20 protein-coding genes and 1 tRNA gene are annotated in these 24,125 nt (G+C 54.5%); 9 read left to right on the top strand and 12 right to left on the bottom strand.

Annotated features, from left to right (window positions below; all coding sequences use genetic code 11):
- Positions 1–83 precede the first annotated feature (83 nt).
- Entirely contained in the window at positions 84–767 is a 684-nt protein-coding gene (locus Abci_RS07620; RefSeq protein WP_048838514.1) for a YoaK family protein, read from the top strand.
- Between the two features lie 90 nt (positions 768–857).
- Here the strand turns inward: Abci_RS07620 and Abci_RS07615 are convergent, their stop codons facing one another.
- The 5 genes from Abci_RS07615 to Abci_RS07595 form a co-directional block, all read right to left on the bottom strand.
- Entirely contained in the window at positions 858–2,216 is a 1,359-nt protein-coding gene (locus tag Abci_RS07615) for an amino acid permease (RefSeq protein ID WP_048838513.1), read from the bottom strand.
- A gap of 79 nt (positions 2,217–2,295) precedes the next feature.
- The gene (locus tag Abci_RS07610; protein ID WP_048838512.1) at positions 2,296–3,822 is read right to left on the bottom strand and encodes a hypothetical protein; all 1,527 of its coding nucleotides are present in this window, start codon (positions 3,820–3,822) and stop codon (positions 2,296–2,298) included.
- A 703-nt stretch (positions 3,823–4,525) separates the two neighbouring features.
- Positions 4,526–4,599: transfer RNA gene (locus tag Abci_RS07605), tRNA-Gly, on the bottom strand.
- 67 nt (positions 4,600–4,666) lie between these two features.
- Positions 4,667–6,055: a DNA repair protein RadA gene (radA, locus tag Abci_RS07600; protein WP_048838511.1), complete on the bottom strand. Its 1,389-nt coding sequence runs from the start codon at positions 6,053–6,055 to the stop codon at positions 4,667–4,669.
- 53 nt (positions 6,056–6,108) lie between these two features.
- Complete coding sequence (locus Abci_RS07595; RefSeq protein ID WP_181015827.1) at positions 6,109–7,434, bottom strand: UDP-glucose dehydrogenase family protein; 1,326 nt, start codon at positions 7,432–7,434, stop codon at positions 6,109–6,111.
- Positions 7,435–7,669: 235 nt separating this feature from the next.
- Here Abci_RS07595 and Abci_RS07590 point away from each other — a divergent pair, with 235 nt between their 5' ends.
- The 5 genes from Abci_RS07590 to Abci_RS07570 all read left to right on the top strand — a co-directional run bounded on the left by Abci_RS07590 (position 7,670) and on the right by Abci_RS07570 (position 12,881).
- Positions 7,670–8,455: an MlaE family ABC transporter permease gene (locus tag Abci_RS07590; RefSeq protein ID WP_048838591.1), complete on the top strand. Its 786-nt coding sequence runs from the start codon at positions 7,670–7,672 to the stop codon at positions 8,453–8,455.
- Complete coding sequence (locus tag Abci_RS07585; RefSeq protein WP_048838510.1) at positions 8,452–9,231, top strand: ABC transporter ATP-binding protein; 780 nt, start codon at positions 8,452–8,454, stop codon at positions 9,229–9,231. The genes Abci_RS07590 and Abci_RS07585 overlap by 4 nt, the downstream gene beginning before the upstream one ends.
- Positions 9,232–9,333: 102 nt before the next feature.
- Positions 9,334–9,477: a hypothetical protein gene (locus Abci_RS07580; protein WP_181015826.1), complete on the top strand. Its 144-nt coding sequence runs from the start codon at positions 9,334–9,336 to the stop codon at positions 9,475–9,477.
- A gap of 107 nt (positions 9,478–9,584) precedes the next feature.
- Positions 9,585–10,226 carry a TetR/AcrR family transcriptional regulator gene (locus Abci_RS07575; protein WP_048838509.1) on the top strand — a complete coding sequence of 214 codons (642 nt, stop codon included), beginning with the start codon at positions 9,585–9,587 and terminating at the stop codon, positions 10,224–10,226.
- 207 nt (positions 10,227–10,433) lie between these two features.
- Positions 10,434–12,881, top strand: a complete 2,448-nt coding sequence (locus Abci_RS07570; protein ID WP_084597571.1) for a mechanosensitive ion channel family protein — start codon at positions 10,434–10,436, stop codon at positions 12,879–12,881.
- A gap of 223 nt (positions 12,882–13,104) precedes the next feature.
- Here Abci_RS07570 and Abci_RS07565 read toward each other — a convergent pair whose 3' ends face one another.
- Positions 13,105–13,698 carry a recombinase family protein gene (locus Abci_RS07565; RefSeq protein WP_244877616.1) on the bottom strand — a complete coding sequence of 198 codons (594 nt, stop codon included), beginning with the start codon at positions 13,696–13,698 and terminating at the stop codon, positions 13,105–13,107.
- A 200-nt stretch (positions 13,699–13,898) separates the two neighbouring features.
- On the opposite strand from Abci_RS07565, the gene Abci_RS07560 reads away from it, so the two are divergent.
- Positions 13,899–15,587, top strand: coding sequence for a Hint domain-containing protein (locus Abci_RS07560; RefSeq protein ID WP_048838507.1), 1,689 nt, complete (start codon positions 13,899–13,901; stop codon positions 15,585–15,587).
- A gap of 75 nt (positions 15,588–15,662) precedes the next feature.
- Here Abci_RS07560 and Abci_RS07555 read toward each other — a convergent pair whose 3' ends face one another.
- From Abci_RS07555 to gmk, 4 genes are read right to left on the bottom strand one after another with little or no spacing between them, the layout of a single operon-like run.
- Complete coding sequence (locus Abci_RS07555; protein WP_048838506.1) at positions 15,663–17,180, bottom strand: replicative DNA helicase; 1,518 nt, start codon at positions 17,178–17,180, stop codon at positions 15,663–15,665.
- A gap of 15 nt (positions 17,181–17,195) precedes the next feature.
- Positions 17,196–18,422, bottom strand: a complete 1,227-nt coding sequence (locus Abci_RS07550; RefSeq protein WP_048838505.1) for an AGE family epimerase/isomerase — start codon at positions 18,420–18,422, stop codon at positions 17,196–17,198.
- Positions 18,419–19,852 carry a D-glycero-beta-D-manno-heptose-7-phosphate kinase gene (rfaE1, locus tag Abci_RS07545; RefSeq protein ID WP_048838504.1) on the bottom strand — a complete coding sequence of 478 codons (1,434 nt, stop codon included), beginning with the start codon at positions 19,850–19,852 and terminating at the stop codon, positions 18,419–18,421. Before rfaE1 ends, Abci_RS07550 begins: the two co-directional genes overlap by 4 nt.
- A gap of 5 nt (positions 19,853–19,857) precedes the next feature.
- Positions 19,858–20,511, bottom strand: a complete 654-nt coding sequence (gene gmk / locus Abci_RS07540) for a guanylate kinase (protein WP_048838589.1) — start codon at positions 20,509–20,511, stop codon at positions 19,858–19,860.
- 132 nt (positions 20,512–20,643) lie between these two features.
- On the opposite strand from gmk, the gene Abci_RS07535 reads away from it, so the two are divergent.
- A complete protein-coding gene (locus tag Abci_RS07535) occupies positions 20,644–21,462 on the top strand; it encodes an SDR family NAD(P)-dependent oxidoreductase (RefSeq protein WP_048838503.1) in 819 nt (272 codons plus the stop codon).
- Between the two features lie 54 nt (positions 21,463–21,516).
- A complete protein-coding gene (locus tag Abci_RS07530) occupies positions 21,517–22,854 on the top strand; it encodes a purine-cytosine permease family protein (protein ID WP_048838502.1) in 1,338 nt (445 codons plus the stop codon).
- Here the strand turns inward: Abci_RS07530 and rlmB are convergent.
- Both rlmB and Abci_RS07520 read right to left on the bottom strand, forming a co-directional pair.
- Positions 22,788–23,630, bottom strand: coding sequence for a 23S rRNA (guanosine(2251)-2'-O)-methyltransferase RlmB (gene rlmB / locus Abci_RS07525; protein ID WP_048838501.1), 843 nt, complete (start codon positions 23,628–23,630; stop codon positions 22,788–22,790). The genes Abci_RS07530 and rlmB overlap by 67 nt on opposite strands.
- 65 nt (positions 23,631–23,695) lie before the next feature.
- Positions 23,696–24,109: an NUDIX domain-containing protein gene (locus Abci_RS07520; RefSeq protein ID WP_261766295.1), complete on the bottom strand. Its 414-nt coding sequence runs from the start codon at positions 24,107–24,109 to the stop codon at positions 23,696–23,698.
- Positions 24,110–24,125 lie beyond the last annotated feature (16 nt).

Genomic DNA, 24,125 nt, shown 5'->3' with positions numbered 1-24,125 from the left:
TAAAACACATACAAATGGGCCAGAAAGTGGTATGAGACCCCTCTCTCTTATCCATTTCTTCAATATATAAATCTGGAGCTATCATGAGCACCCGCGCAGGACATGACCCTAGACTGGTTGCCGCCATTATTCTGGTAACCATGGCCATGGGCATGCTCGACGCCATTTCCCTGCTGCATCTGAAAATTTTTGCAGGCTATATGACAGCAACAGTGCTGTTGATGGCCGTCCATATAGCAACATCAGAAACCATTGTTCTGTCCGGGTTTGAGGCTATTGGCTTTTACCTTCTGGGCGCCATGACCGGCGGCAGGCTTACGCGGCGTGACCGCAGCATCCGATATGCGGTAGGCGATATTTTGTTACGCGTGGGGCTATTGGTGGGGCTTACCGCATTGGTCTGGGCAGCCAACCCGCCTGGCAGAACCTATATCACGCTTGCCTTGCTGGCTTTTGCCATGGGGATGCAAACGTCTGCCACACGCCACGCAAAAGTAGCTGATATGAGCCTGCCCGCCGCCACAATGTTGCTGCACGGCCTTGCCCATAATAGCCCGTTTGCGGGCGGCAAAAACCCCGGAACGTGGCGTAGGCTTTCAGCCATCTGCGGTCTTTTTGTTGGTGCCGTGATTGGCACTCTTGTCTCCAGCCACAGCATCTCTTTAGCGATTGCCGTCGCAGGTGGCACCATTTTGTCCGCTGGCACATTGCTGTACCTACGTGAGCATCGGTTGTTAGCGGGTCTGGATAATCTGATCGTGCATTAACGCCAAAAGGCGGCCCGGCTCTTCACACAAAAAAATACCCCTGCCACAGTTATGCGGCAGGGGTGCAAAGAACAGCCTGTGCGGGCTGGTTCAGGACCGCCTGCTCCAAACACATGCTGCGCCATAAAACGCAATGGATGTACCAAGGCTGGCAAGGGCCGTCATGCGCTCAGCATCATTAAAGATCATAGCAACGAAAACCAGCGCAACAGCCAGCAGGGTTACATAATTGCAGACCGGGAAAAAAGGTAAGTTAAAGCCTTCAGCCTGCCCTGCTTTTTCTGCTCTACGGCGTGTTACCAGATACGCGCTCACAATCATCGAATAGACAACCAGAATAACCCCGCCGCTACAGCTCAGCAAAAACGCAAAAATTGTGTCTGGGGACAGGATAGATGAAAACGCAACCAATGCCCCGACAATGCTGCTGACCACAACCGCCATACGCGGCACCGTAGTCGCGTTAGACCGTGCCAGACTGGAGGGTGCATCGCCACGGCCCGCCAGCTCTGTCAGGATACGGGATGTGATATACATGCTGGAATTCAGGCAGGATAAAATAGCGCTCAAGACAACAATGCGCATGAACAGCCCAGCACCTGGGATGCCCATTGTATCCATAGCCGTCACAAACGGAGACTTACCGGGCACAATGTTCGTCCAAGGCACCACCAGCAGTACCATGGCCACAGAGAAGAGATAAAACAGTGTTACACGCGTGCCGATTGTGCGCGTAACCCGCGCAACATTTTTAGATGGCTCAGAGGACTCTGCCGCAGCAACTGTTGCAATTTCAGACCCCATCATTGTGAACAGGATGGTTGGAATAATGGCAAGAACCGCAACAATACCATGCGGGAAAAACCCGCCATGCCCAATAAAGTTATGGAGTGCTGGCACACCGGGGCCGAAGACATGCAACACATACAGCAACGCTACACCAATAAACGCAACAATGCTGAGGACCTTGATGAGGGATAACCAGAACTCGCACTCACCAAAAATTCGGGGTGCTGCAAAATTGATGAGCTTTAAAGCAACAATAAGCAGCAGTGAGAGTAGCCATACTGGCAAAGCCACCCAGTCCCGCACCAGCAATGCGCCTGCTATGGCCTCACTTCCCAACACAACAACCCAGAAAAACCAGTAGAGCCACCCTGCGGTAAACCCTGCACGGTTGCCATGGGCTTCACGAATATATTCAACAAAAGAACCTCGGCCAGGGTCAGCTACAACCAGTTCGCCCAGCATACGCATAACCAGAATAACCAGCAGACCAACCGCCAGAAAAGCAACCAGCACACCAGGGCCGGTTGTGGCTATGGCCGCACTGCTGCCAACAAACAGACCTGCCCCAATAATGCCGCCCAGTGCGATCATGGCAATATGCCGGTTTTTTAACCCTCCGGATGCAGAAACCGGTGTGGTGGTGCTGCCCTGTTCGGCCATATGCTGGTGTCCCTTAGTTTCGTTTCTTGCTCAGATCATTTATCAAACGGAAAGAAATTTCTACCCCGCATTTGTCTTGTCAGAAGTGTTTGTAGAAATAGAATTCCAGAATACCGGAATGCCTGCTTATTTTTGGCATAGGGTACCCCCCGGGCAATCCGGCTTGTGCAAGCGCCTTGCCTGATGGTCCGGAAAAAGCCATCCCTCCAGCAAGCGCTGCGGATGTAGTTGCATTCATTGCGTATTCTGCCGTGACATCAACCTCGTCAGAAATATGGTTGGCCACATTCCGCAACCCTGCGCCTGATGGGTGCAACAAGGACAGATTGTAATAATGCACCCCAAGCTTCAAGCCATCTTCCGGTTTCATGAGATGAAAGGGCGCCGTCACGGTCAGGTCAAACTGCTGCACCTTGAGGTTTGAGAGAGGCGCAAGATACATACCTACAATTTCACCCGGCCAATACCCGCCGTAGCAATAGCGTTTGCCATCGTACAGGAAGAACGTATCGTAACTTCTCTTGACTGTGCCGTTAGGGTTTTTACCGCCACCAAACTGCGTGTAGCGGTAAAAAATCTTTGGTTGCCATGGCAGCATCGTAAACCGGTATCCCGGTTCAAAATACATGCCGTATGCTTCTACAGATTTGTAGCCATTGCCCGCATGGCTATTCTGTTCAGCAACGAAGCTCCCGTAAAATGTGAAATTTTTTGAAATTCCAAGTGCTTTTACAGGGAACAATGTCCCACCCCAACTGAGGGATGCTACATTCATGCCGTTACGGTCTGCGCGGGCTGAGCGATCATATCCTGACGAGGTATCTGCATCCCGCACATGAAAATATGTGAGCGTTACATAAGAGGCACGCTCCGCATACACACTCCCGCCATGCCCGCCGGGTGTGCTGGTAAACCAACTGACATCAAAACCCACAAACTTAGTTTTTGGCCTGTCATAGCCTCTGTCAATATCGTTATCCGTATTGCTCTCCAGCATAAAGGCATCTGCCCTGACAGACTGGCCTTCCAGTTTGATAACGCCCGGCCCAGAGAAGGCAAAACGCGGCGCATACCACCATGCCCCTCTTCGGCCTGCACTATAGGTGCCCTTACCAATCAAAAAACCATCATCAACAATAAAAGCCTGCCTGCCACCGAGCACTGTGAGGGTATGTGGGGCGTGGGCAATCCGCACAGGCATGGTCAGGCCAATGTTGGCTTCTTCAAGATAAATGGAGTGTGGCGACCCTGAGGTTTGGGACATGATTTGTCCGTCCCCATGCCCAAGTGTTGCTGCACCCAGCGCGGATGCCGTGCCAATAACGGCAACGCCGTGCCCCCAGTCCCACCGACCTGTCAGTATAGGCTTGCCATATAACTCGCCAGATGCAGGGCTTTTGGTACGTTTATACTGGCCATCAGAGTGGGGAGCGTAAGACCCCGCGCCAAAATTGACATCGGGCAGGTAAAAGGCCGCGCCACCAATGTCCAGACCACCCTGCACCGTTAGCCCCCCAACGGATACCAGCGTTTTTTCCGCCTTCGCGTAAGACGACAGGGATGCAACAGCACCGAGCACCAGGCTTGAATACACTAAACGACGCATAACTCTTCAGCGTCTCCCTGCCTGATCTGACACGCCTGCCCTCAACTGTGCGTTCTCCATGCCTATGCCCTCCCTCATGATTCTTGTTATTTTTGTGAGGTACCCAATGCAAAAAGCGGCTTCACTCCTCCTGCTCAAGAAATTCCTGAGCATGGTTACAATCACGAACAAAGTAGACCATATATTATCTTCAACGTAATATAAACTCTACATGAGGATATATTATTTTCAAGGCGATTTTTCTACGGATTCACCCAAATACAAGGTGATGCATTTTGTAACATTATAAATAAATCAAAATATATCTCAATACATCGTGATCGTTTCATGGCCGGAATTGAGAATTATAAACGATTCTATGCCCAAAAATTCTTAATTTTTTTTGCGTTTGTAGTCTGCGCGAAAGTGTTTTTGGAATTTTCTTGGGTGAAAAGACTCTATTTCGATTTTGAAATAAAATAAAAGATTTTGAATATTTACAAAGAAGAAACGTCACATAAATTTGATACAAAACTCTAAGTGCCATATCCCAAAGGCTCTTGTCTGGAAGGAATGCGCCATCCAGCGTGGAACATTAGGCACTAAGCCATTTTTTAAGACGCCAATCTGAGGGCGTATTCTCACACGCAGGTGAGCGCGCTCTTCAGCGCACGACAACACTGACAAGAGCCATATAACTGTGTGTTTTTAGGGAAAAACAGGCTGGAGCGGATGAGGGGAATCGAACCCCCGTATGCAGCTTGGGAAGCTGCCGTTCTACCATTGAACTACATCCGCGTAAGCGTGTGACGCGCACTATACTGATTTCACACGCCCTGACAATCCACTTTTATCGCCTGCTGGCTTATTCAGCGTCCATGTCTGCGCCAATCAAATCAGACAAATGCCCCAACTCACGCAGGGCCAGACCTTCGGGCGGCTTATTGCGGACAGTCCCCCGCGCAACGCGCCGAGGCAAGGTTGCCTGATCAAAACCCAGTTTGGCCGCTTCTTTCAAACGGGCATCTGCCTGCGCGACCTGCCGGACCTCACCTGACAAACCGACTTCACCAAAATAGACTTCGCCAGAGCTTGTGGGGACGCCACTGGCCGCGGAAATAAGCGCGGCTGCCACAGCAAGGTCGGCTGCTGGCTCCGCCACTTTCAACCCACCGGCAAAGTTCAGATAAACATCCATGCCCGATAATTTAAGGCCGCATCGGGTTTCCAACACGGCCAGCAGCATGGACAACCGCCCTGTATCCCACCCCACAACAGCCCTGCGTGGTGCGCCATCGCCACTTTTGGGAGAGAGCAGCGCCTGCACTTCCAACAGTACAGGCCGTGTCCCTTCAAGGCCTGCAAAAACAGCAGACCCGGCAATGTTTCCCCGCCGCTCTGCCAAAAACAATGCTGACGGGTTGCTGACTTCTTCCAACCCTCGATCTGTCATGGCAAAAACGCCAATCTCATCCGTAGCGCCAAAGCGGTTTTTGGCCGCCCGCAAAATGCGGAACTGATGCCCCCGGTCGCCTTCAAAATACATCACGGCATCCACCATGTGTTCCAGCACACGAGGGCCAGCCAACGCCCCTTCTTTGGTGACATGCCCCACAAGAATAAGGCTGAACCCTCGCCGTTTAGCCAGCCGGATAAGCTCAAACGCACACGCCCTGACCTGCGAGACCGTCCCGGGCGCACTGGCCACGGTTTCCAGCCACATGGTCTGGATAGAGTCGATAATCACAGCTTTAACGTCTGTCTCTGCCTCAAGGGTTGAGACGATATCGGCTACGTTAATGGAAGCCGCGAGGTCGAGTTTTGTCGTCCCCACCCCAAGACGCAGGGCGCGCAGGCGGATCTGATCAACAGCTTCTTCCCCGGAGATATAGAGAACGCGCTCGCCATTGCCCGCCAGGCGGCACGCGGCTTGCAGCAGCAGGGTCGATTTACCAATTCCGGGGTCGCCCCCTACCAGCACCACAGAGGCCGGTACGAGGCCGCCCCCTAGTACGCGGTCAAACTCTGCAATGGTCGTCTCAATGCGGGGCGGTGGCTTGGCTATACCGTCCAACCCCTCCAGTTTGATCCGCCGACCTTTTGCAGAACCCGAAGCTGTGGAGGCTGCCAGCGGCTCAACTGTTTCTTCTTCCAGCGTGTTCCACTCACCGCAGGCTTCACACTGGCCAACCCACTTGGGGTAAGCCGTCCCACAATTGCGGCACACAAACTGGCGGGACGGTTTTTTAGCCACGCTTACTTCTCCCTGTCATACATCAGGCAATCTGGTGCCTGATGACACATTCCTCAAGGCCGCCCGACAGACTGATAGGTAAGCCCCGCAGCCCGCATGGCCTGCGGGTCGAAAATATTGCGCAGGTCCACCACAACACCGCTACGCATCCGTTTTGCAATTTCATTGGGGGAGAGTGCACGGAAAATATTCCACTCCGTCAGCACAACCAGTACGTCTGCCTGATCCGCCACTTCCAGCGCATCGGCACAATACACAACCCCCTCAGGCAGCAACGGCTTGGCTGCATCCATACCAACAGGGTCAAATGCACGAATGGTCGCTCCAGCTTCTGCCAGACGGTGCAGGATGGGAATGGACGCTGACTCCCGCATATCATCCGTTTCCGGTTTGAAAGTCAGCCCCAGCACCCCTACGGTCTTGCCTGCAACAGAGCCACCACATGCACTGGCAATGCGGCCAGCCATGCCAGCCTTGCGGGCCTCGTTCACCTGCACAGTTGTCTCAACCAGACGGCTGGCGCTGTGGGCTTCCTGCGCTATGCGGGATAGAGCCAGCGTGTCCTTGGGAAAGCAGGAGCCACCATACCCTGGGCCGGGCTGAAGAAAGTCCCGCCCAATACGCGTATCCAGCCCCATGCCACGTGCAAGTTCATGCACATCCGCACCCAGTTTTTCGCACAGATCCGCCATTTCATTAATAAACGAGATTTTCATGGCAAGGAACGAGTTGGAGGCATACTTGGTCAACTCGGCCGTTTCCAGGCCGGTGAACAGCAAAGTGGCCTCGCTGCTGGCAAGGGGGCGGTACACTTGGCGCAGCACGGCTTCAGCCTGAGCGGCACGTTCCGGGCGCTTCTGGTCCAGCCCGATAATCACACGGTCAGGACGCATGAAGTCACCAATAGCACTGCCCTCACGCAGAAACTCGGGGTTAGAGGCTACATCAAAGTCAGCCTCTGGCCGGGTTCTGCGGATAATCTCAGCAATGCGGCGGCTGGTGCCAACAGGCACGGTTGATTTGGTCACAATAACCGCATAGCCCGTCAGGGCTTCCGCAATCTGGCGGGCGGCAGCGTGAACATATTGCAGGTCCGCGGCACCATCCCCATTGCGCGGTGGGGTGCCAACAGCAATAAAAACTGCGGCGGCCCCGGCAACAGCCTGTGCAATGTCATCCCCAAAGGTAAGACGGCCAGCCTGACTATTGGAGGCAACCAGAGCATCCAACCCGGGTTCATAAATGGGAATACGCCCTTCACGCAGGGCGGAGAGACGGGTGGGGTTTGTTTCAACCACAGACACGTTAATGCCAAATTCGGCAAAACATGCGCCTGACACCAGCCCGACATACCCGCCGCCAATCATGGCTATACGCATTTGCAGCACTCCCGCCTTTTTATTGTCCGGCCCAACAGGCCTGTTTGTGCCCAACACATGCCCTCAGCCGCCGGGACCTGCAATGGCTAACACCAATACAGCCGTGATTTTGTGCCCCAAACCGCAGTCCACCCACCACACACCCACTCAGGCTTTGACGTGCCCTGCGTATCAGGCTACGGCAGTAGGCTTGATTGACCTGCCACACTGCTATCAGGAGCGACAGCCGCAGCGTATGGATATTGTGCTCAACCTTGTGGCCAGACTGGGCCGTGCCACGCTTGCGCTTATACGGGCAGCCGGGTCTCTGGCTCTCTTTGCGCTTGAAGGTCTTTCACATATTGTGCGGCCGCCTTTCTACGGACGGGTGTTTTTTGGCGCTTTTATGGAAACGGGTTTTTTCTCCCTTCCAGTTGTGGCGCTGACAGCCCTGTTTTCAGGTGGTGTCATTGCCCTGCAATCCTACACCGGTTTTGCGCAGTACCATGTGCAGAACGCCATTGCAGGCATTGTTGTGCTGGCTGTTACGCGTGAACTTGGGCCCGTGCTGGCAGGCTTGATGGTTGCCGGCCGCGTGGGCGCTGCTATGGCCGCACAAATTGGCACCATGCGCGTGACAGACCAGGTGGACGCACTCACCACTCTGTCCACCAACCCCATGAAATATCTGGTCGCCCCCCGGCTGCTGGCGGGCCTTATTGCCCTGCCCCTGCTGGTATTGATTGCAGACGTATTGGGTGTGGCTGGTGGGTTTACGGTCTGCGTCATGAAGCTGGGCTTCTCGCCCCATGCTTATATCGTGTCCACCCTCAACTCTCTTAAAGCCATTGACGTAACAGTCGGGCTGGTCAAGGCCGCGCTCTTCGGGTTCCTGATCGCGCTGATGGGCTGTTACTATGGCTACAACAGCAAGGGCGGCGCTGAGGGCGTCGGTTCTGCCACTACGGCTGCGGTTGTTGTGGCGTCCATCCTGCTGCTGGCGTTTGATTATCTCCTGACAGACCTGTTCTTCTCACAATGACAGATACCCGCCCCCCCAAGATCCGCATCCGTGATCTGCACAAGTCTTTTGGTGCCAAGAAGGTGCTGGACGGCATTACGCTGGACGTACCGCAAGGCACGTCTTTTGTTATTATCGGTGGGTCAGGCAGTGGGAAATCCGTACTGCTCCGCTGCATTCTGGGGCTGATTGTTCCTGATTCCGGCAGCATTGAAATTGATGGGGAAAATATCCTCACGGCCTCTACCAAACGTCGTGAAGCCCTACGCAGCGAAATTGGCATGTTGTTCCAGAACGGCGCCCTGTTTGACAGCCTGCCCGTATGGGAAAACGTGACCTTTGGTCTTCTGGCACGCAAACGCCTGAAGCGCTCTGATGCCCGGACACACGCCGGAACCATTCTGGCACAGGTGGGGCTGGACCCCTCTGTCGGTGAGCTTTACCCATCCGAACTGTCTGGCGGCATGCAAAAACGCGTTGGGCTGGCACGTGCCATTGCCGCAACGCCGGACATCCTGTTTTTTGATGAACCCACAACGGGGCTGGACCCCATTATGGGGGCCGTTATTGACGGCCTGATTGTGGATTGCGTCAAAAAACTGGGGTCAACCGCCATAGCCATTACGCACGACATGGCCTCCGCCCAGCGCATTGGGGATGAAGCCGCCATGTTATACAAAGGCAGACTTATCTGGCAGGGGCCTGCTACTTCCCTGATGAACAGTGGCAACCCTATGGTGGACCAGTTTACACATGGCAGACGCGAAGGCCCTATTGGCATGGAACTCCGCAAATAAATACTCTGCCGTCTAACGTTGCTTTTTACAGTCTAATTGCTTGCCCACCCGCCCTGTGAATGAGATAGAGACAGGGTGGTAGACCTGAATGGAAATAAGACCATGAAACATGTGGTATTAATGCTGGTATGTGCTGTTGCGCTTTCTGCCTGTGGCATGTTCAAAGGCGAGCCAAAACGCATGACGACCCCGCAGGAATGGGAAAAGTTCGGGTACCACGACAACTTGCACAGCAATCACAAATAACTGTTACATCGTCGCCGCTGTCGGGTTTGGCGCGAGCACACCACAGCGCCACGCGCACACTACACGCGCCAGACAGCCTTTGTCCGGATGAGACATAACACACCTCTATGACACTGCCCCCACCTGCCGCCCCACGCCGCCGTAAGCAGCTTGACCGTAGTGCTGCCACTCAGGAAAAGGTTGTTCACGCTGCGGCCGCCCTACTGCAAACCAACGGCTATGCGGCCACAACCGTACAGGCCATTGCACGGCAAGGCGGCATAAGCCTTGGTGCCATGCAGCACCACTTTCCCACAAAAGCTTTGGTGATGGCGGCGGTGCTACGGCACTATGGCCTTAAACGGGCCAGCCTTTACCGGCGCGCCATGACCCACAAGATAACACCCGCAGAAAAAATAGATGCCATGTTGGGGGCTTTGTGGACGTTGATCTGCGAAGGGCCGGAATTTATTGCCACCATTGAAATAGAACTTGCCCGCCGCAGTGATGCCGAACTGGCTGAGGCCACGGCCCCGGTGCTGGCCCGCATTGATTCCTTCATGACACGCTGGCTTGCCAACCTGACATCCAACGTGCCCCCCACCGTATGGGAGCCGCTGCGCCTGCTGGCCACAACAATGCTACGCGGGCTGGCGCTGGAAATTGTACGCGGCACACCTTTGTCTGAACTTGAAAAAACCTATGCCATATGGTGTTCATTCGCGCGGGCGGAATATTTCAAAATTATTTCTGCTTATCAAAAATCATAGCGGCTCTTTTTAGCCTGTGGTGGCCCAGCCTTCTGTTTTTTGAAACAGGTTGCCAAACCATTTTTCTAAAGGCGGAAATTCCATAGGCACTTTCCCGCCCCTACCATAACAGTTTGGCTGCTTTTCCTGCGGGGGAACGCAACCCCCTTGCTGGTCACCACGTTTATTCCGAACTGTGTTTTTCCCTGAGGGGTGAAGAAAAAATTAATGTCTAAATCGATGCTGCGCGCACTTCTTCCTGCCATGATCTTTCTGTGGGGTGGGCTTCTTTCCGCCCTGCCTCTTTCAGCCCCTCAGGCATTTGGCGCGGATACCCCGTCTCCGGCCGCAGCATCCCCTGCTGATGCACAGCCCGTTACGCCGCTTATTTCAGACATCTCCCTCGCGGTCTCTGATGACACGCTCGCGAAGATCGGGGCTGAAATTCATTCGATATATCAGGATAGTTTAAAACCCTATAGCAAGACTGATAATGCGGCGGCATTTGCCTCCCTGCTCAAACGGGCAACTGCGGTTTCTTCACAAACCGACGCTCTGGCTGCAAAAATCAAACCTTATGAGTCTGTCTATCAGAATTTTCTGGACGTGCTGGGCAAACCACCTGGCAAGGATGACCCTGCTGAACCTGCGGCCATTACCGCCCAACGTAAGGCTCTGACCGCAAAACAGCGCGATATTTCCAACCGTATTACCCGGCTGAAACTGTATCAGGTTGAAGCACAGCAACTTGTTGGTGAGTTACGCCAACATGGTACAGCCATCCAGCAAGCAACCCTGACGCAGCGCTTTCCATCCCCTCTTGGCGTGACCTTCTGGTCTCAGCTGAGCAGTGAGTCCGCCGCAACGTCCAGCAGTGCGAACGACCTGATGCAGGAGGCTCGTGCTGTTCTGGCGCACGCCTTTACTGGCCGACACGCCCTTATTACTCTTGGGGCATTCCTGCTTTCCGCTCTTTTGCTGACAGCGTATTTTTTCTGCCATAAGCCAGTACGTATTTTGGTGGCGCGCATTCTGCCCACCGGCCGCATCAGGCCAATTGCCGCGACAGTTTTGTGTGCAGTTATAAGTATCGTCGCCTGGGCTTTTGCGTTCCGTCTGGCCTGGGCGGGCATTGCGCTCGACAACCCCGCCCTGGGTGAAGACCTCGACAATCTGGCTGAAATGGTCGCGGCACAGGTTCCGCTGTGCGGGTTTGTGGTGGAGTTAGGCATTAGCCTGCTTTCTCGCAAAGCAGAATGGCGTGTCTTCCCCATGCCCGACCGGGTGGCGCATCATCTACGCCTCTTCCCCATCTGGTTTGCTGTTGCTCTTATTATTCGGGGTATTTTACGGTACGTAGACACCCAGAGCGGCCTGAGCATTCTGCATGTCCAGTTTTTTGACGGGCTTTATACGCTTGCCGTCAGCCCGCTGCTGTTTGCGATCCCCCGGCAGCTCCGCATTTCTGCGGAAGAAGGAACAGGCGCTCCCCCAACGGTCGCGCCGCTGCTCCGCACGCTGGCCATGACAGTCTCTATCGTCTGCTGGCTGGCGGTGCTGTCCGGCTATATTCCGTTGGCCTATACGATTATTTCGTGGATTTCCGTCATGGCCATTACCCTGACGGGCCTGCTTCTGATCTCGCTACTGGCAACGGCTTTGGGAAGCAGCGTTTTCCCGTCTGAAGGCCCCATAGGGCACCATTTGGTGCAGCTTGGGCTACCTGCCCGGCTTGTGGACCAGGCAAGCGTTGTTATTCCCGGGCTGATTAGCGTTTTCCTGCTTATTCTTGCCTCATCTGTTGCAACGGCAGGGGCAGACTTTGACCCCGCACAAGTTGGCAACCGCATTCTGTACATTTTCCGTGGACAGAGCGGGAAACCAGCAGATGACAGCTTTTCCATTTCGCTCGACACACTCTTGTTGTGTGCCATTTTGCCGGTTATCGGGCACTACGCCATCAAAATCGTCAAAACATGGTTTATGCAGCGCTTCTTCCCGACAACGCGTCTCAATATTGGGGCACAAAGCTCCATCCTGAACGTGATTACCTACGCTGCTTGGATTTTAATTGGCCTCAGCATGGCGTCTGCGCTGGGTGTTACCATGAAGAGCATGACATGGGTTGTCAGTGCCCTGTCGGTCGGTATTGGTTTTGGCCTGCAATCCATCGTGCAGAACTTCGTCTCCGGCATTATTCTTATGGCGGAACGCCCTGTCTCCATTGGGGATGTTGTGGATATTGCCGGTGCGCATGGTGAAGTTGCCCGTATTAGCGTGCGTTCCACCAACATCAAACTGGCGGATGGATCGACCATGATTGTCCCGAACTCCCAGTTCATTACCTCTGCTGTGCGTAACGCTACACGCGCTGAAAAGCCGGGAGTTTTCACAACTGTTCTGCAACTTCCGTTTTCATCTGATTTGCAGAAAGCCATGCAGGTTATGGTGGAAACTCTGGCCGCCAGTGAAAACGTAGATCCACAACTTGCACCAACCGCCAGTATTACAGCCATTACTGATGGGTCTGCGTTGTTGACCGGCACCGCCCGTGCCCGGCAAGGACTGGACGTTGCAAAAGTGCGAAGTGAAGCCTTATTTGATTTGTGGCAGGCTTTTCAGCAGCACGATATTCCTATCACCGTGCCCAATTCTCTCGCGCCGTCTCAGTCGTAGGGAAAACAAACAGCGCAAGCTGGCTATAAGTATGAGTCAGTTTGCTCTGCTGTTGAGGGTCATAAACCAACGGCCTAATAAACCGGGAGCGTACCAGTCGACAGGCCGAGACCTTAAAATAAGTGCTCTCTCCCCCACTCCGGCCAAAGAATATTGAGACATTTTCCAGAAGCAGAAATCAAAACGTTATAGCAACAGAATTAATAATAAATTCTGAGTCTAATTATTTTTTAATATTAAGATATTTCCCGTTTCCAATCCGTGAGACGGTGCTTTCGCTAACCCCAAATGCAAGACTAAGCGCGCTTAAAGATTCGCCATTCTCACGCCTTTTAAGTATTTCCTTTTTTTGTCCCTCTGTAATGCGTGGAGGGCGCCCCATTTTTTTCCCCTGCTCCATTGCCCTAGCCCGCCCTTCTGCCGTGCGGTTACGGATCAAATCACGCTCTACGTCGCCTAACCCACCAAGAACGGCAAGCATAAGGCGGCCCGTACTAGTTGATGTATCAGTCCACGGCTCCGCCAAGGAATAAAATTGTGCTTTTTTATCTGTAATTTCTTTCACTATTGCAAATAAATCAAAAGTACTTCGCGCAATCCTATCTAGCCTTGTAACAACAATTATTTGGTTTTCTTTTAATTTTTCTAATAATTTTTTTAGTTCTACTCTATCGGAATTGGCACCACTTGCTTTTTCCCGATAGATTTTACGGCACCCATAGCTTTGGAGAGTTTTCAGTTGAAGCTCTAGAGTCTGCCCCACAGTGCTAACCCGGGCATATCCAATTTTATCATACAACTGATCTGTGTTGGCCAAGACATAAACTCCCAATAACAAAGGGGAGTTTCTTGCGTAATTCTTGATTTATGCAAGAGACAAAACGTCTCTCATTTGGTTAACAACTCGTTAACAGCCTTATACTACACAAGTTTCGGAAGCAATAAGAAAGTTAATTTTGATAGCCAAAAAACCAAAAAAAACTTTGCGGAAATTAAGATTTTATAAAGGTTTGAAATATGGCCAGAAAGCTTCCCGCAAACCCTTCTGTCTCCCTGAATTATGGGTCTTCTCCTGATTCTGGCTGGGGCACAAACGGAACTTACACAGCACCAGAAAACAGCACGATCACCATTACTGACGAGCAGAGTGGTGACACCGTCTCTGGTGAAACGTCCGGCGTAAACGTTGTTATTGCTGATGGCACCAGCATTAATGGCAAGGGCTGGACTGTTGGCAATACGGATCATCCTGCCACTGTAACAGTTAATGGTAATTTAACATTAACCAACGCAGACGCTATCGCCAATGGTTCCAAAGTTGTGGTCAGCAACGGCGGGACGCTTATATTGGGGGGGTACGCCACAACCACTGCGGGCCTCATCCAGTTTGATGGAACAGGCGGCACAGTCGAAATTGCGGCAGGAACAACTGCTAGCATTATTGGTTACATTACCAATATACAAAAAGGAGATACTATTATAATAGACGGCCTTGTAGCAGACAATTATGTTTATACTAACGGTGTCTACACACTTACTGACGAAGGTCAGGCTATTTCAGGCACTTCATCATTTCAGCTCCCGGCTGAAAACGAAGGTACAACCTTTATTGTCAAATCAGTGAATGGCAAAACCTACCTTACGGCAGACACTGTCATTGTCTGCTTTCTGGGTGGCAGCATGCTGCGCACGCCTGAAGGAGATATGGCCGTTGAAACGTTGCAAATTGGCGATGAGGTCGTCACTTTTGACTGGCAGAACAACAAGGACGTAACGCGTCGGGTTGTCTGGGTTGGGACTGGCCATGTTAATGCACAACCTAACCTGCCGGATGATCAATCAGGTTATCCCGTGCGTATTCTCAAAGGTGCCCTCTCCGATGGCGTCCCTTACAAAGATTTGCTGATTACATCAGAACATTGCTTGTTTTTTGAGGGCAAATTTATTCCAGCACGGATGCTAGTTAACGGCATATCCATTTTTTATGATAAAACCATACAGTCTTATAACTACTATCATATTGAGACTGAGCATCAGTCAGTCATCACAGCGAATGGTATGCTGACGGAAAGCTATCTTGATACTGGCAATAGGTTGTCATTTCAGCAGCCAGGCAAAGTTGTGACTTTGCACGGTAAAATGAGCTCATGGGAGAAAGATGCTGCCGCACCCCTGTGTGTTGAACGCAACTTTGTGGAAACAATTTTCCACACCCTAAAACAGCGCTCCCTTACCGTCACGGACAACCACCAGCAGACTCCCTCCCGCCCCCTCACGCCGGAATCCGACCTGCATATTGTCACTGACAACGGTCAGATTATCCGCAAGATCCGCACAACAGATCATACCGTTGTTTTCATGTTGCCAGCCAACATCAAAACTGTTCGTCTGGTTTCACGCACAAGCCGCCCTTGTGACACGATTGGTCCGTTTGTAGATGACCGCCGTAAGCTTGGGGTGCTGGTCGGCGCTGTTACCCTACTAGGCTCTAACAAGAAAATTTCCATCACCAGCCATCTGGACAAGCAGGATCTACAGGGATGGCATGGGCAGCAAGTTTCATCCTGCCGCTGGACAAACGGGGATGCCACTCTGTCTCTTGGCGAGGGAACACTTAAAGGCTTTAGCTTGCTTACCGTAGAAGTACTGGCGGCTGGCCCTTATAGCCTGCAAGAAAAAAACCGCCGCAAAAAACTGACCGCTTAAGCCGACAACTGAGTGATGCACATAGACAGTGTGCATCACTCCCCATTCAAAACGTTGTCTTCTGATCAGCCCTGTTTAATGGTGGGGCTGATCTTCGTGTTGTGTTTCCAAATCAGCAAAGCGCGTATATTCGCCTTCAAAGAACAGATGCACTGTGCCTGTGGGACCATGCCTCTGTTTTTCCAAAATCAGCTCAGCCTTGTTATGCACAAGACCCATTTTACGCTGCCAGTCGTCCAATGCTGCTCCGTATTTTTCCATGGAATCAAAGGCTGTTTCCTTAGGCATACGTTGTTGCAGGTAATATTCGTCACGGTACACAAACATCACGGCGTCTGCGTCCTGCTCAATAGAGCCGGATTCACGAAGATCAGACAGCATGGGGCGTTTATCTTCGCGTGATTCCACCTGACGAGAGAGCTGGGAGAGGGCAATAACCGGCACCTCAAGTTCCTTTGCAATTGCTTTAAGACCCTGCGTAATCATGGAAATTTCAAGAACGCGGCTTTCTGGCCTTGTCCCGACAGAGGGACGCATAAGCTGCAAATAGTCCACCACCACCAAGCTTAAACCACGTGTACGCTTTAAGCGGCGGCAGCGGGTTCGCATGGCGGAAAGGGAGATAGCTGGTGTATCATCAATGACCAGCGGCAGGCGGGCCAATTCGCGGCTGACACGCACAAAGCGGTCAAATTCCTTCTGCCCGATGTCACCACGACGAATACGCTCACCCGACACCTCGGCCTGCTCGGACAGAATACGCCCGGCCAACTGTTCGGCTGACATTTCGAGCGAGAAGATCGCAACGGTGCCCTTTGGCTGTACACCCGGCCCTGTGTCTTCCGCTTCCTGCAACAACGCGCGTGCAGCAGAAAACGCGACCTTGGTTGCCAGAGCAGTTTTACCCATGGCGGGACGACCTGCCAGAATAAGAAGATCGGACGGATGCAATCCACCGGTTTTTTTATCCAGATCGCGCAGGCCAGACGTCAACCCTGCAACATGGCCGTCGTTCTGGAACGCTTTTTCGGCCGTAGCAATGGCGTTGGTCAGAGCCCTGTCAAAGTCAACAAAACCGCCGTCCTGCCCTTTTTCTGTGGCAAGCCGGAACAGAGCCTCTTCCCCTGCGGCAATCTGGTCTGGGCCGGACAGGGCGGATGTTGCGCCAAACGCGTTGTTGACAACACCTTCCCCAATATCAATCAACTGCCGCCGGATCCACGCATCGTGAATAGCGCGGCCATAGTCACCTGCATTGATGATCCCCACCATGGAGGTCAGCAATTTGCCCAGATAGGCCATGCCGCCTACCTCTGTCAGCACACCGGAGTTTTCCAGCTCTGCACGCAGGGTTACGGGGTCTGCCAGTTGGCCGTTTTCAATACGGCGGGCTATGGCATCGTAAACACGGCCATTCACCTGATTGGCAAAATGCGCCCCGGTCAGAAAGTCTGATACGCGGTCATAGGCGCGGTTATTGGTCAACAACGCCCCCAGCAAAGCCTGTTCGGCTTCAATATTGGCGGGGGGCTGGCGGAGGGAAAGGGACAGGATGCTGTCGTCAGCCTGTGCCGTTATGTCTGTTTTTGTCATGCTCACGCCGTGTGTCTAGCAGGTCTTGCTTTGTGCGTCAGCACACGCCGTACCTGCTCTGCTTGGCAGCAAGGGAGCAGATGTCACAGCTTTGTCCAACGCAGCAAAAGCCGTTGTAATGTGATATAAGGAGCTAGTGGGGATGGAGTGAGAGATCGGTAACCCTTTTTCATCCATCTGGTCCAGCCAGGTGCCTGCCGGGCAGCCCTTGAAATAACGTTCCAGCAAATTCCTGACCATACGCGCCACCAGGCCCTGCTGGTCCTGCGGGTCAAACACCAGTACCCCTCTAAGCGCTTCCCCCTGCACCCATAGACGGGAAGAGGCCTTGAGCACCGCGCCATCACGGTCAAGGGCATCATAAACCAGATCTGTTTCTGCTTTAACACCATAGCGGGTTGCAAAGTCGTACAACCGGCGAGCCTGAGCGCCTGTTTCTACTCCAGCCAGCCGCTCATATTCTGACAGCAGCCAGACCCATTCAAAATGATGGCCCGGCTCCACCCACTGGCCCTGCACTCCTGATGCGGGGTGCCAGTCCTGGGTAAAAAACTCTCCCAGCGTTCCTGTGCGTGTATCCTGAAAATGCTTGTTGAATAACGCATAAAGCGTATGGCCGAGTGCGAGGTCCGTCGGGTCCTGCGTGGTTTCATACAGGGCCAGCACAGCCTCGAACAGATGCATATGCGGGTTTTGCTGCCGGGGTTCTGATGGTTGTGGGAGGCTATTCAGAAAACCGCCCTCTGGTGTGCTCATGGCGCGCTCAATCCAGAGCACAGTTTGGCGTGCCAGAGAGACCGCCTGCCCGTCCGGTTCAACACGCGCATACCATGCCAGAGCGAACACAACGAAGGCGAGATCATACAAATCTGCCGTTGGGTCCAACACGGCGCCATCCGGAGTGAGACTGCGTGCCCAACCGCCCTCCGGCTTCTGGGCTTTGAGGAGGAACCTGAAAATGCTGTCTGCACAGGCCTGATAGTGCGTCTGCCCTTGCAGCACGGCCCATGAAAAAACAAAGAGCTGCCGTGCCTGCACCCTGACCCGCTTAAACGGGGGTAAGGCAGGCTCCCCTGCCAGAGTAAGGCTTTCCTGCGCACCGTACTGCGCCGGGTTTACCGTGCTGCCGTCACATCCTACGGTTGCCCAGAATGGCAAAGCCTGGTCAAACAACCAGTGTCTGAACTGTTGGTGCACCCCCTGAAGCGATGGGTGCTCGGGAGAAAACTGCCCTACCATCATACCCGCCGTATGCGACCGATGGTCGCCGTTGTGGAATGCCCCTGTGCCAGATCAGCCAAAACCAGAGAGCCGCCCGCAGCTATGACAACATCCGCCCCCACAACCTGCTCGGGTTTGTAGTCTGCCCCTTTAATCAGCACATCAGGCATCAGGGCGGTAATGGCCTCCAGCGGGGTATCTTCCGCAAAAGCCACAACAGCATCCACATAACGAACTGCCGCCATGACGCGCGCCCGCGAATCCAGCGTATTGACGGGGCGTTCCGGGCCTTTCAGGCGGCTGATACTGTCATCTGTATTCAAAGCAACAATCAGCCGGTCACAGGCTGCTCTGGCTTCAGCCAAGAGGCTGACATGGCCGGGGTGGAGAATATCAAAACAACCGTTGGTAAAACCAACTTTCAGGCCACGGCTCTGCCAGCGCTGCACCTGAGCACGGGCTGCGGCCAGCGGCAGAAGATGTGGCATTTCATCCGGGCCCGACTGTTCATCCAGCTCATGCAGCACTTCCTGAATATCCGCCGTTGCCGTACCAAGTTTGGCCACAACAACACCGGCAGCGGCGTTGGCCACACGCATGGCCTGCTCCAGAGAATGACCAGCCCCCGTTGCCAGCGCCATGGTGGCAATCACCGTATCCCCGGCACCGGAGACATCAAACACCTCCCGCGCCCGCGCTGGCACAGAGAGGACCTCACCGGTACGGCGCACCAGCATCATGCCTTTTTCCGACCGTGTTGCCAGAATGGCGTCTGCCTCGGCATCTGCCATTACCTTGCGGGCTGCGGCTTCTGTCAGTGCTTCCGTATCCACAGGCATGCCAGAGGCGGCTGCCAGTTCCTTCCCGTTGGGTGTAATGCAGGTTGCGCCGCAATACAGGCGATAGTCGGAAGATTTGGGGTCTACAAACACCGGAATGTTGCGTGCCTTGGCGGCAGAAAACACATGCTCCAGCACCTGTGGGCCGCACACACCCTTACCGTAGTCTGACACCACAACCGCCTGCACCGCTTCTATCGTGGCATCTATAGCGGCACAGAGGGCAGCTGCCTCCGTCGCCTGGAGTGGCAGGCGGCTTTCTTCATCCGCTCTTACAACCTGTTGGTTGGCGGCAATAAAACGCGTTTTACAAATAGTAGGTCGGCTTGTGGTTGCAACAGTTGCATCTACCACTCTGGTCTGTCTGGCCAATGCCGACCGCAGCAGCCCCCCGGCCTCATCTTTCCCCACCAGCCCGATCAGTACTGCGTGGCCACCAAGTGCTGTAATGTTGTTGGCCACATTGCCCGCGCCACCCGGCATTTCCCGCCGGTTGTCCAGCAACAGCACGGGTACCGGGGCTTCTGGCGAAATGCGTTCCATGCTGCCGTATAAAAAACGGTCAAGCATGACATCACCCAGACACAGAACGGAAACTGAGGAGAAATCCATAAAAATCAGGCTCCAAATGTCGCGATAAAATCTGTCAGGCCAGTTTGCCGCCCTGTTTTAAGGCGGCCGGATGTTAAAATGGATCGTGCTTCAAAAATGGCACGATCGAGATCCTTATTGATCACCACATGATCAAATTCCTGCCAATGGGAAATTTCATCCCGCGCAGCCGCCATACGGCGGGCAATTTCATCCGGGTGGTCAGACGCACGGGAGGTCAGGCGACGTTCCAGTTCCTGCAACGAGGGCGGGAGCACAAACAGGCTTACAACATCGTTTGGCAGCGCCTGACGGATCTGCTGGTGCCCCTGCCAGTCAATATCAAACACCATGTCCTGCCCGGCGGCCAAAGCCGCCTCAACCGGAGCGCGGGGCGTGCCATAACCACGGCCAAACACCGTAGCCCACTCCAGCAGTTCCCCTTTTGCGGCCATGTCTTCAAACTGGTCCATGGTGCGGAAGTGATAATGCACACCTTCAGCCTCACCGGGGCGGGGCTGGCGTGTGGTCACGGACACGGAATGCAGCAGGTGTGGTTCAGACGCCCGCAGGGCATTGGCGATGGTGGACTTCCCTGCCCCTGAGGGAGCCGAGATCACAAAACAGACTCCGCGCCGTTTCATACCCTCTATGGTGCCTGATGTTCTGCTATGAGCCATGCCGGATTCCATCTCTCCCTAGTGTTTTCTGCGGCCCGCAGGCCGGGCCGGACAGGCGGCACACGCAAAATGCATGCCGGGTTTGCCACAGGCCTGCTGCTCTTCTAACAGCCTCGGGGTAAGAGGGCGACTATGAAACATGATCGCATTCTCATAACAGGCGCGTCCTCAGGTCTGGGGCGCTCCCTTGCTCTTACCCTTGCGCGGCCCGGGCGCACCCTGCATCTGGGCGGCCGAAACGAGTCTCGTCTGATGGAGGTTGCGCAGCACTGCATAAGCCGGGGTGCCGGAGTTGAAATAAGCCGGGGGGACGTTAGCGACCGCACCCACATGGAAAACTGGATTGGCACTAGCGGACCACTGGACCTTGTGCTGGCCTGCGCCGGTATTACAGGCGGCACCCGCAGGCCCGATAGCCCGGATGATGCACCGTATGAGCCAGACGCACAGGTACGCAGGTTTTTCCAGACCAATTGTGATGGGGTATTGAACACCGTACTGCCTGCCCTTTCCATCATGCGGCAACAACCCCGCGCAGCAGATGGCATGAGGGGCAGAATTTGTGCCATTTCCTCCGTAGCTGGGCTGGTTTCCTACCCTGGCACCCCGGCTTACGGCGCCACAAAAGCCGCTGTTGACCGTTTTATGGTGGCAACCGGCGGCAATATGAAGCAGGCTGGAATCCTGCTATCTTCCGTTGTGTGCGGGTTCCTGAATACCCCCATGACCGCCCGTAACCACTTTCCCATGCCCGGCATGACAGATGTAGAAAACGCCAGCAGACGCATCCTGCGCGGTTTGCGCCGCAATGAAAGGCGTATTGTGTTCCCGCTCTGGCTTGCGGCAGGATCAAGGTTTATGGACCTCCTCCCCATTGCGCTGGCGGAACGCTACTATACTCATCAACCTACGGGCGCGGCTGGCACTATGCCGGAACCAGACCTGTCATGACCTGAACTCACCCCGCCAAGGAATACCCCCGGCATGAGCCTCCAGACACCCCCCATGCCTCAATCACCCCCTCGCCGTTTGATGGAAGATCTCTCCGAGGCCTCCGTGCGGGAACCGGTACCGGACCACCTGAAAACCATGCGGGTGGACAGCGTGTTCTGGAGCCACTTCTCCCCTAATCTTGGGCCAGGGGGCTGGGTTACAGGGGCATTGCTCATCAGCATGGGGCTGGATTTCCGGACCGGCGTTATGGCCATTGTACTTGGCAACATTATCGGGGCCTTGCCTGTCGCGCTGGCGGCCTCCATTGGCCCTGCTACGGGGCTTACACAAATGGAGGCATCCCGCAGGGCACTGGGGCGTTTGGGCGTACGCCCTCCGGCTTTCCTGAACTGGATTTACTGCGTGGGGTGGGACGCCGTAAACAATGTGCCCGCAGCAACCGCGCTGATCGCCCTGCTGCTTATGGCAGGTCTCTCCACGCCGTTCTGGCTGGCGTTGGGCTGTTTGGCCCTTGTGCAGATGGCGGCCTCTATTTACGGCCACCATGTTGTACAGATTTTGCAGAAATATCTGGGGGCTCTGCTGCTCGGCACCTTTGTGCTCATGGGGAGTGTGCAGCTGGCGCAAGGGGCGTCCATCGTCTCGGCCCATCATCCAGTCAGATGGCAAACCTTTCTGCTGGCAACCGGTGTGCTGGTAAGCTTCAACCTGTCCTGGGCCTCGTACTCTTCAGACTATACACGCTATCTGCCAGCCAGAACCAACCCGGTTAAGGTTGTTCTTCTGGCGTTGGCCGGGTTGCTTGGCTCTGCCATTCCGTTCCAGATTCTGGGGCTTCTGACGGCAAGCACCGTTGCCGAACCCTCCCCAACTGCGGTTATTGCCTCGCTCCAGCACGCCATGGGGCCAGTTGGGGCTGTGGCGCTGGCAGCCATCGCGCTCTCGTCCATTACTGGCAATGCGTTTAACGACAATACGGCCAGCTATAGCCTTATTTCCGCAGGTTTACGCATTCCGCGTGTTATGGCGGCAATTCTGACTGCCGCTTTAGGCTACGTTCTGGCGGTTGCCGGAGCAGGCCGCTATACCGCGCTTTATACGGACTATCTGCTTGTCACGATGTACTGGATTGCCCCTTGGGTGGGAATTGTTCTGGCTGACTGGTATTGCGGGGACCGCAAGGTTCATGCCGTGCCACCGGGCTGGACCTATGGAGCCACTATTTTTGTTGTGACCGCGAGCTTGACCATCGCCCTGTTTTCAACAAGCACACTCTATACCGGCCCCGTAGCGCGTTGGCTGAACGGGGCCGATATTGGCTATTATGTGGGTTTTTTTGTTGCTGCTGGCTGGTATGTGCTGGGCATGCGGACCCGGGCCAGCTCGTAAAGCCCAACGGCTGCTGCAACAGAAACGTTCAGGCTTTCCATATCACCCGGCATATACAGGCCTGCCACTTCATCACAGCTTTCACGCGTCAGACGGCGCAGGCCTTTGCCCTCTGCCCCCAACACCAACGCAACACGCCGCCCTTCAAAAGAAGGGCCATCCAACAAGCCGCCGCCAGCATCCAGCCCGACTGTCCAGCAGCCACCTTTTTGCAGTGTTTCAATGGCACGGGATAAATTGACTTCTCGCACCACAGGCACAGTTTCAAGCGCGCCAGAAGCAGCCTTGGCCAGCACTGCGGTTTCTTCCGGGGCATTGCGGTCCTGCACCACAAGGCAGGCAGCACCAAATGCCGCAGCGGACCGTAGGATGGCACCAATATTCCGCGGGTCTGTGACCTGATCCAGCACCAGCACCGGACCCGGCCGTTCCAGCGCTTCGTCCAGAGACAGGTTGGGCAATTGCTTCACCAGAGCGGCAACACCCTGATGCACAGCCTCAGCACCCAGCATGTCGTCCAGCTTGGCGCGGGGCGTCAGTTCAGGTTCAATGCGCAGCGTTGCCCCCGCTTCACGCGCGGCAATTAACGCCGGATGTTCGGGTTCTGCCACAAGCAGGCGCTGGAAAACGCGCTGAGGGTTTGCAAGAGCGGCCGCAACGGCGTGGGTCCCAAACAGCCACACGCTCCCCGCTGGCGCACCACCTCCCCCTTCACGCCCGGTAGAAGACGATGGGCGTGGACGACGGGCCGGGCGGGCAGAACGGGGATTACGCATTGCAACCTTTGCTTTCTCTCAATTTATCTTCCCCCTACAGCATGTGCAGGGTGACGGGCTATCTCTTATTTCTCGTTGGCAAGGGCCTGTAAGGCCTGCTTTGTGGCCTCTGTCAAAGGGGTGGGCAGTGCATCCAGCGCAAACCATGCGGCGGCAGCCAAAGCCTCAGGCTCCTGCACGACCGGTTCTCCCTCACAGTCTTCCACCAGATAAACAGGGGCTACCCAGTGCAAGGCCTGTTCTTGGTCTATCTGGTCTACAACACACAGTAGCCTGACGGGCGTAATGGTTAACGCGACTTCCTCGGCAATTTCTCGGGCAACAGCCTGTGGCACCGTCTCATACGGATCAACTTTTCCGCCGGGTAAGCCCCAGTATCCTGCTTCAGGGGAGCGTTTGCGTTTCACGAGTAACATTTTCCCGGCACGCAGTATCACCGCTCCGCACCCAACACGCGGCTGATGGTTCTGTAGGGTGATTGTCTTTCTCCCTCTG

The sequence above is a fragment of the Acetobacter cibinongensis genome (genome assembly GCF_000963925.1).
GTDB lineage: Bacteria > Pseudomonadota > Alphaproteobacteria > Acetobacterales > Acetobacteraceae > Acetobacter > Acetobacter cibinongensis.
The sequence above is the reverse complement of the archived record's forward strand: the minus strand, read 5'-3'. Positions and strand labels throughout refer to the sequence as shown.

Excerpts from the sequence above, each read along its gene's own strand:
- Abci_RS07620 (WP_048838514.1), top strand. The coding sequence starts at position 84 with ATGAGCACCCGCGCAGGACATGACCCTAGACTGGTTGCCGCCATTATT.
- Abci_RS07615 (WP_048838513.1), bottom strand. The coding sequence starts at position 2,216 with ATGGCCGAACAGGGCAGCACCACCACACCGGTTTCTGCATCCGGAGGG.
- Abci_RS07610 (WP_048838512.1), bottom strand. The coding sequence starts at position 3,822 with ATGCGTCGTTTAGTGTATTCAAGCCTGGTGCTCGGTGCTGTTGCATCC.
- Abci_RS07595 (WP_181015827.1), bottom strand. The coding sequence starts at position 7,434 with ATGCGTATAGCCATGATTGGCGGCGGGTATGTCGGGCTGGTGTCAGGC.
- Abci_RS07590 (WP_048838591.1), top strand. The coding sequence starts at position 7,670 with ATGGATATTGTGCTCAACCTTGTGGCCAGACTGGGCCGTGCCACGCTT.
- Abci_RS07585 (WP_048838510.1), top strand. The coding sequence starts at position 8,452 with ATGACAGATACCCGCCCCCCCAAGATCCGCATCCGTGATCTGCACAAG.
- Abci_RS07580 (WP_181015826.1), top strand. The coding sequence starts at position 9,334 with ATGAAACATGTGGTATTAATGCTGGTATGTGCTGTTGCGCTTTCTGCC.
- Abci_RS07575 (WP_048838509.1), top strand. The coding sequence starts at position 9,585 with ATGACACTGCCCCCACCTGCCGCCCCACGCCGCCGTAAGCAGCTTGAC.
- Abci_RS07570 (WP_084597571.1), top strand. The coding sequence starts at position 10,434 with ATGTCTAAATCGATGCTGCGCGCACTTCTTCCTGCCATGATCTTTCTG.
- Abci_RS07560 (WP_048838507.1), top strand. The coding sequence starts at position 13,899 with ATGGCCAGAAAGCTTCCCGCAAACCCTTCTGTCTCCCTGAATTATGGG.
- Abci_RS07555 (WP_048838506.1), bottom strand. The coding sequence starts at position 17,180 with ATGACAAAAACAGACATAACGGCACAGGCTGACGACAGCATCCTGTCC.
- Abci_RS07550 (WP_048838505.1), bottom strand. The coding sequence starts at position 18,422 with ATGATGGTAGGGCAGTTTTCTCCCGAGCACCCATCGCTTCAGGGGGTG.
- rfaE1 (WP_048838504.1), bottom strand. The coding sequence starts at position 19,852 with ATGGATTTCTCCTCAGTTTCCGTTCTGTGTCTGGGTGATGTCATGCTT.
- gmk (WP_048838589.1), bottom strand. The coding sequence starts at position 20,511 with ATGGCTCATAGCAGAACATCAGGCACCATAGAGGGTATGAAACGGCGC.
- Abci_RS07535 (WP_048838503.1), top strand. The coding sequence starts at position 20,644 with ATGAAACATGATCGCATTCTCATAACAGGCGCGTCCTCAGGTCTGGGG.
- Abci_RS07530 (WP_048838502.1), top strand. The coding sequence starts at position 21,517 with ATGCCTCAATCACCCCCTCGCCGTTTGATGGAAGATCTCTCCGAGGCC.
- rlmB (WP_048838501.1), bottom strand. The coding sequence starts at position 23,630 with ATGCGTAATCCCCGTTCTGCCCGCCCGGCCCGTCGTCCACGCCCATCG.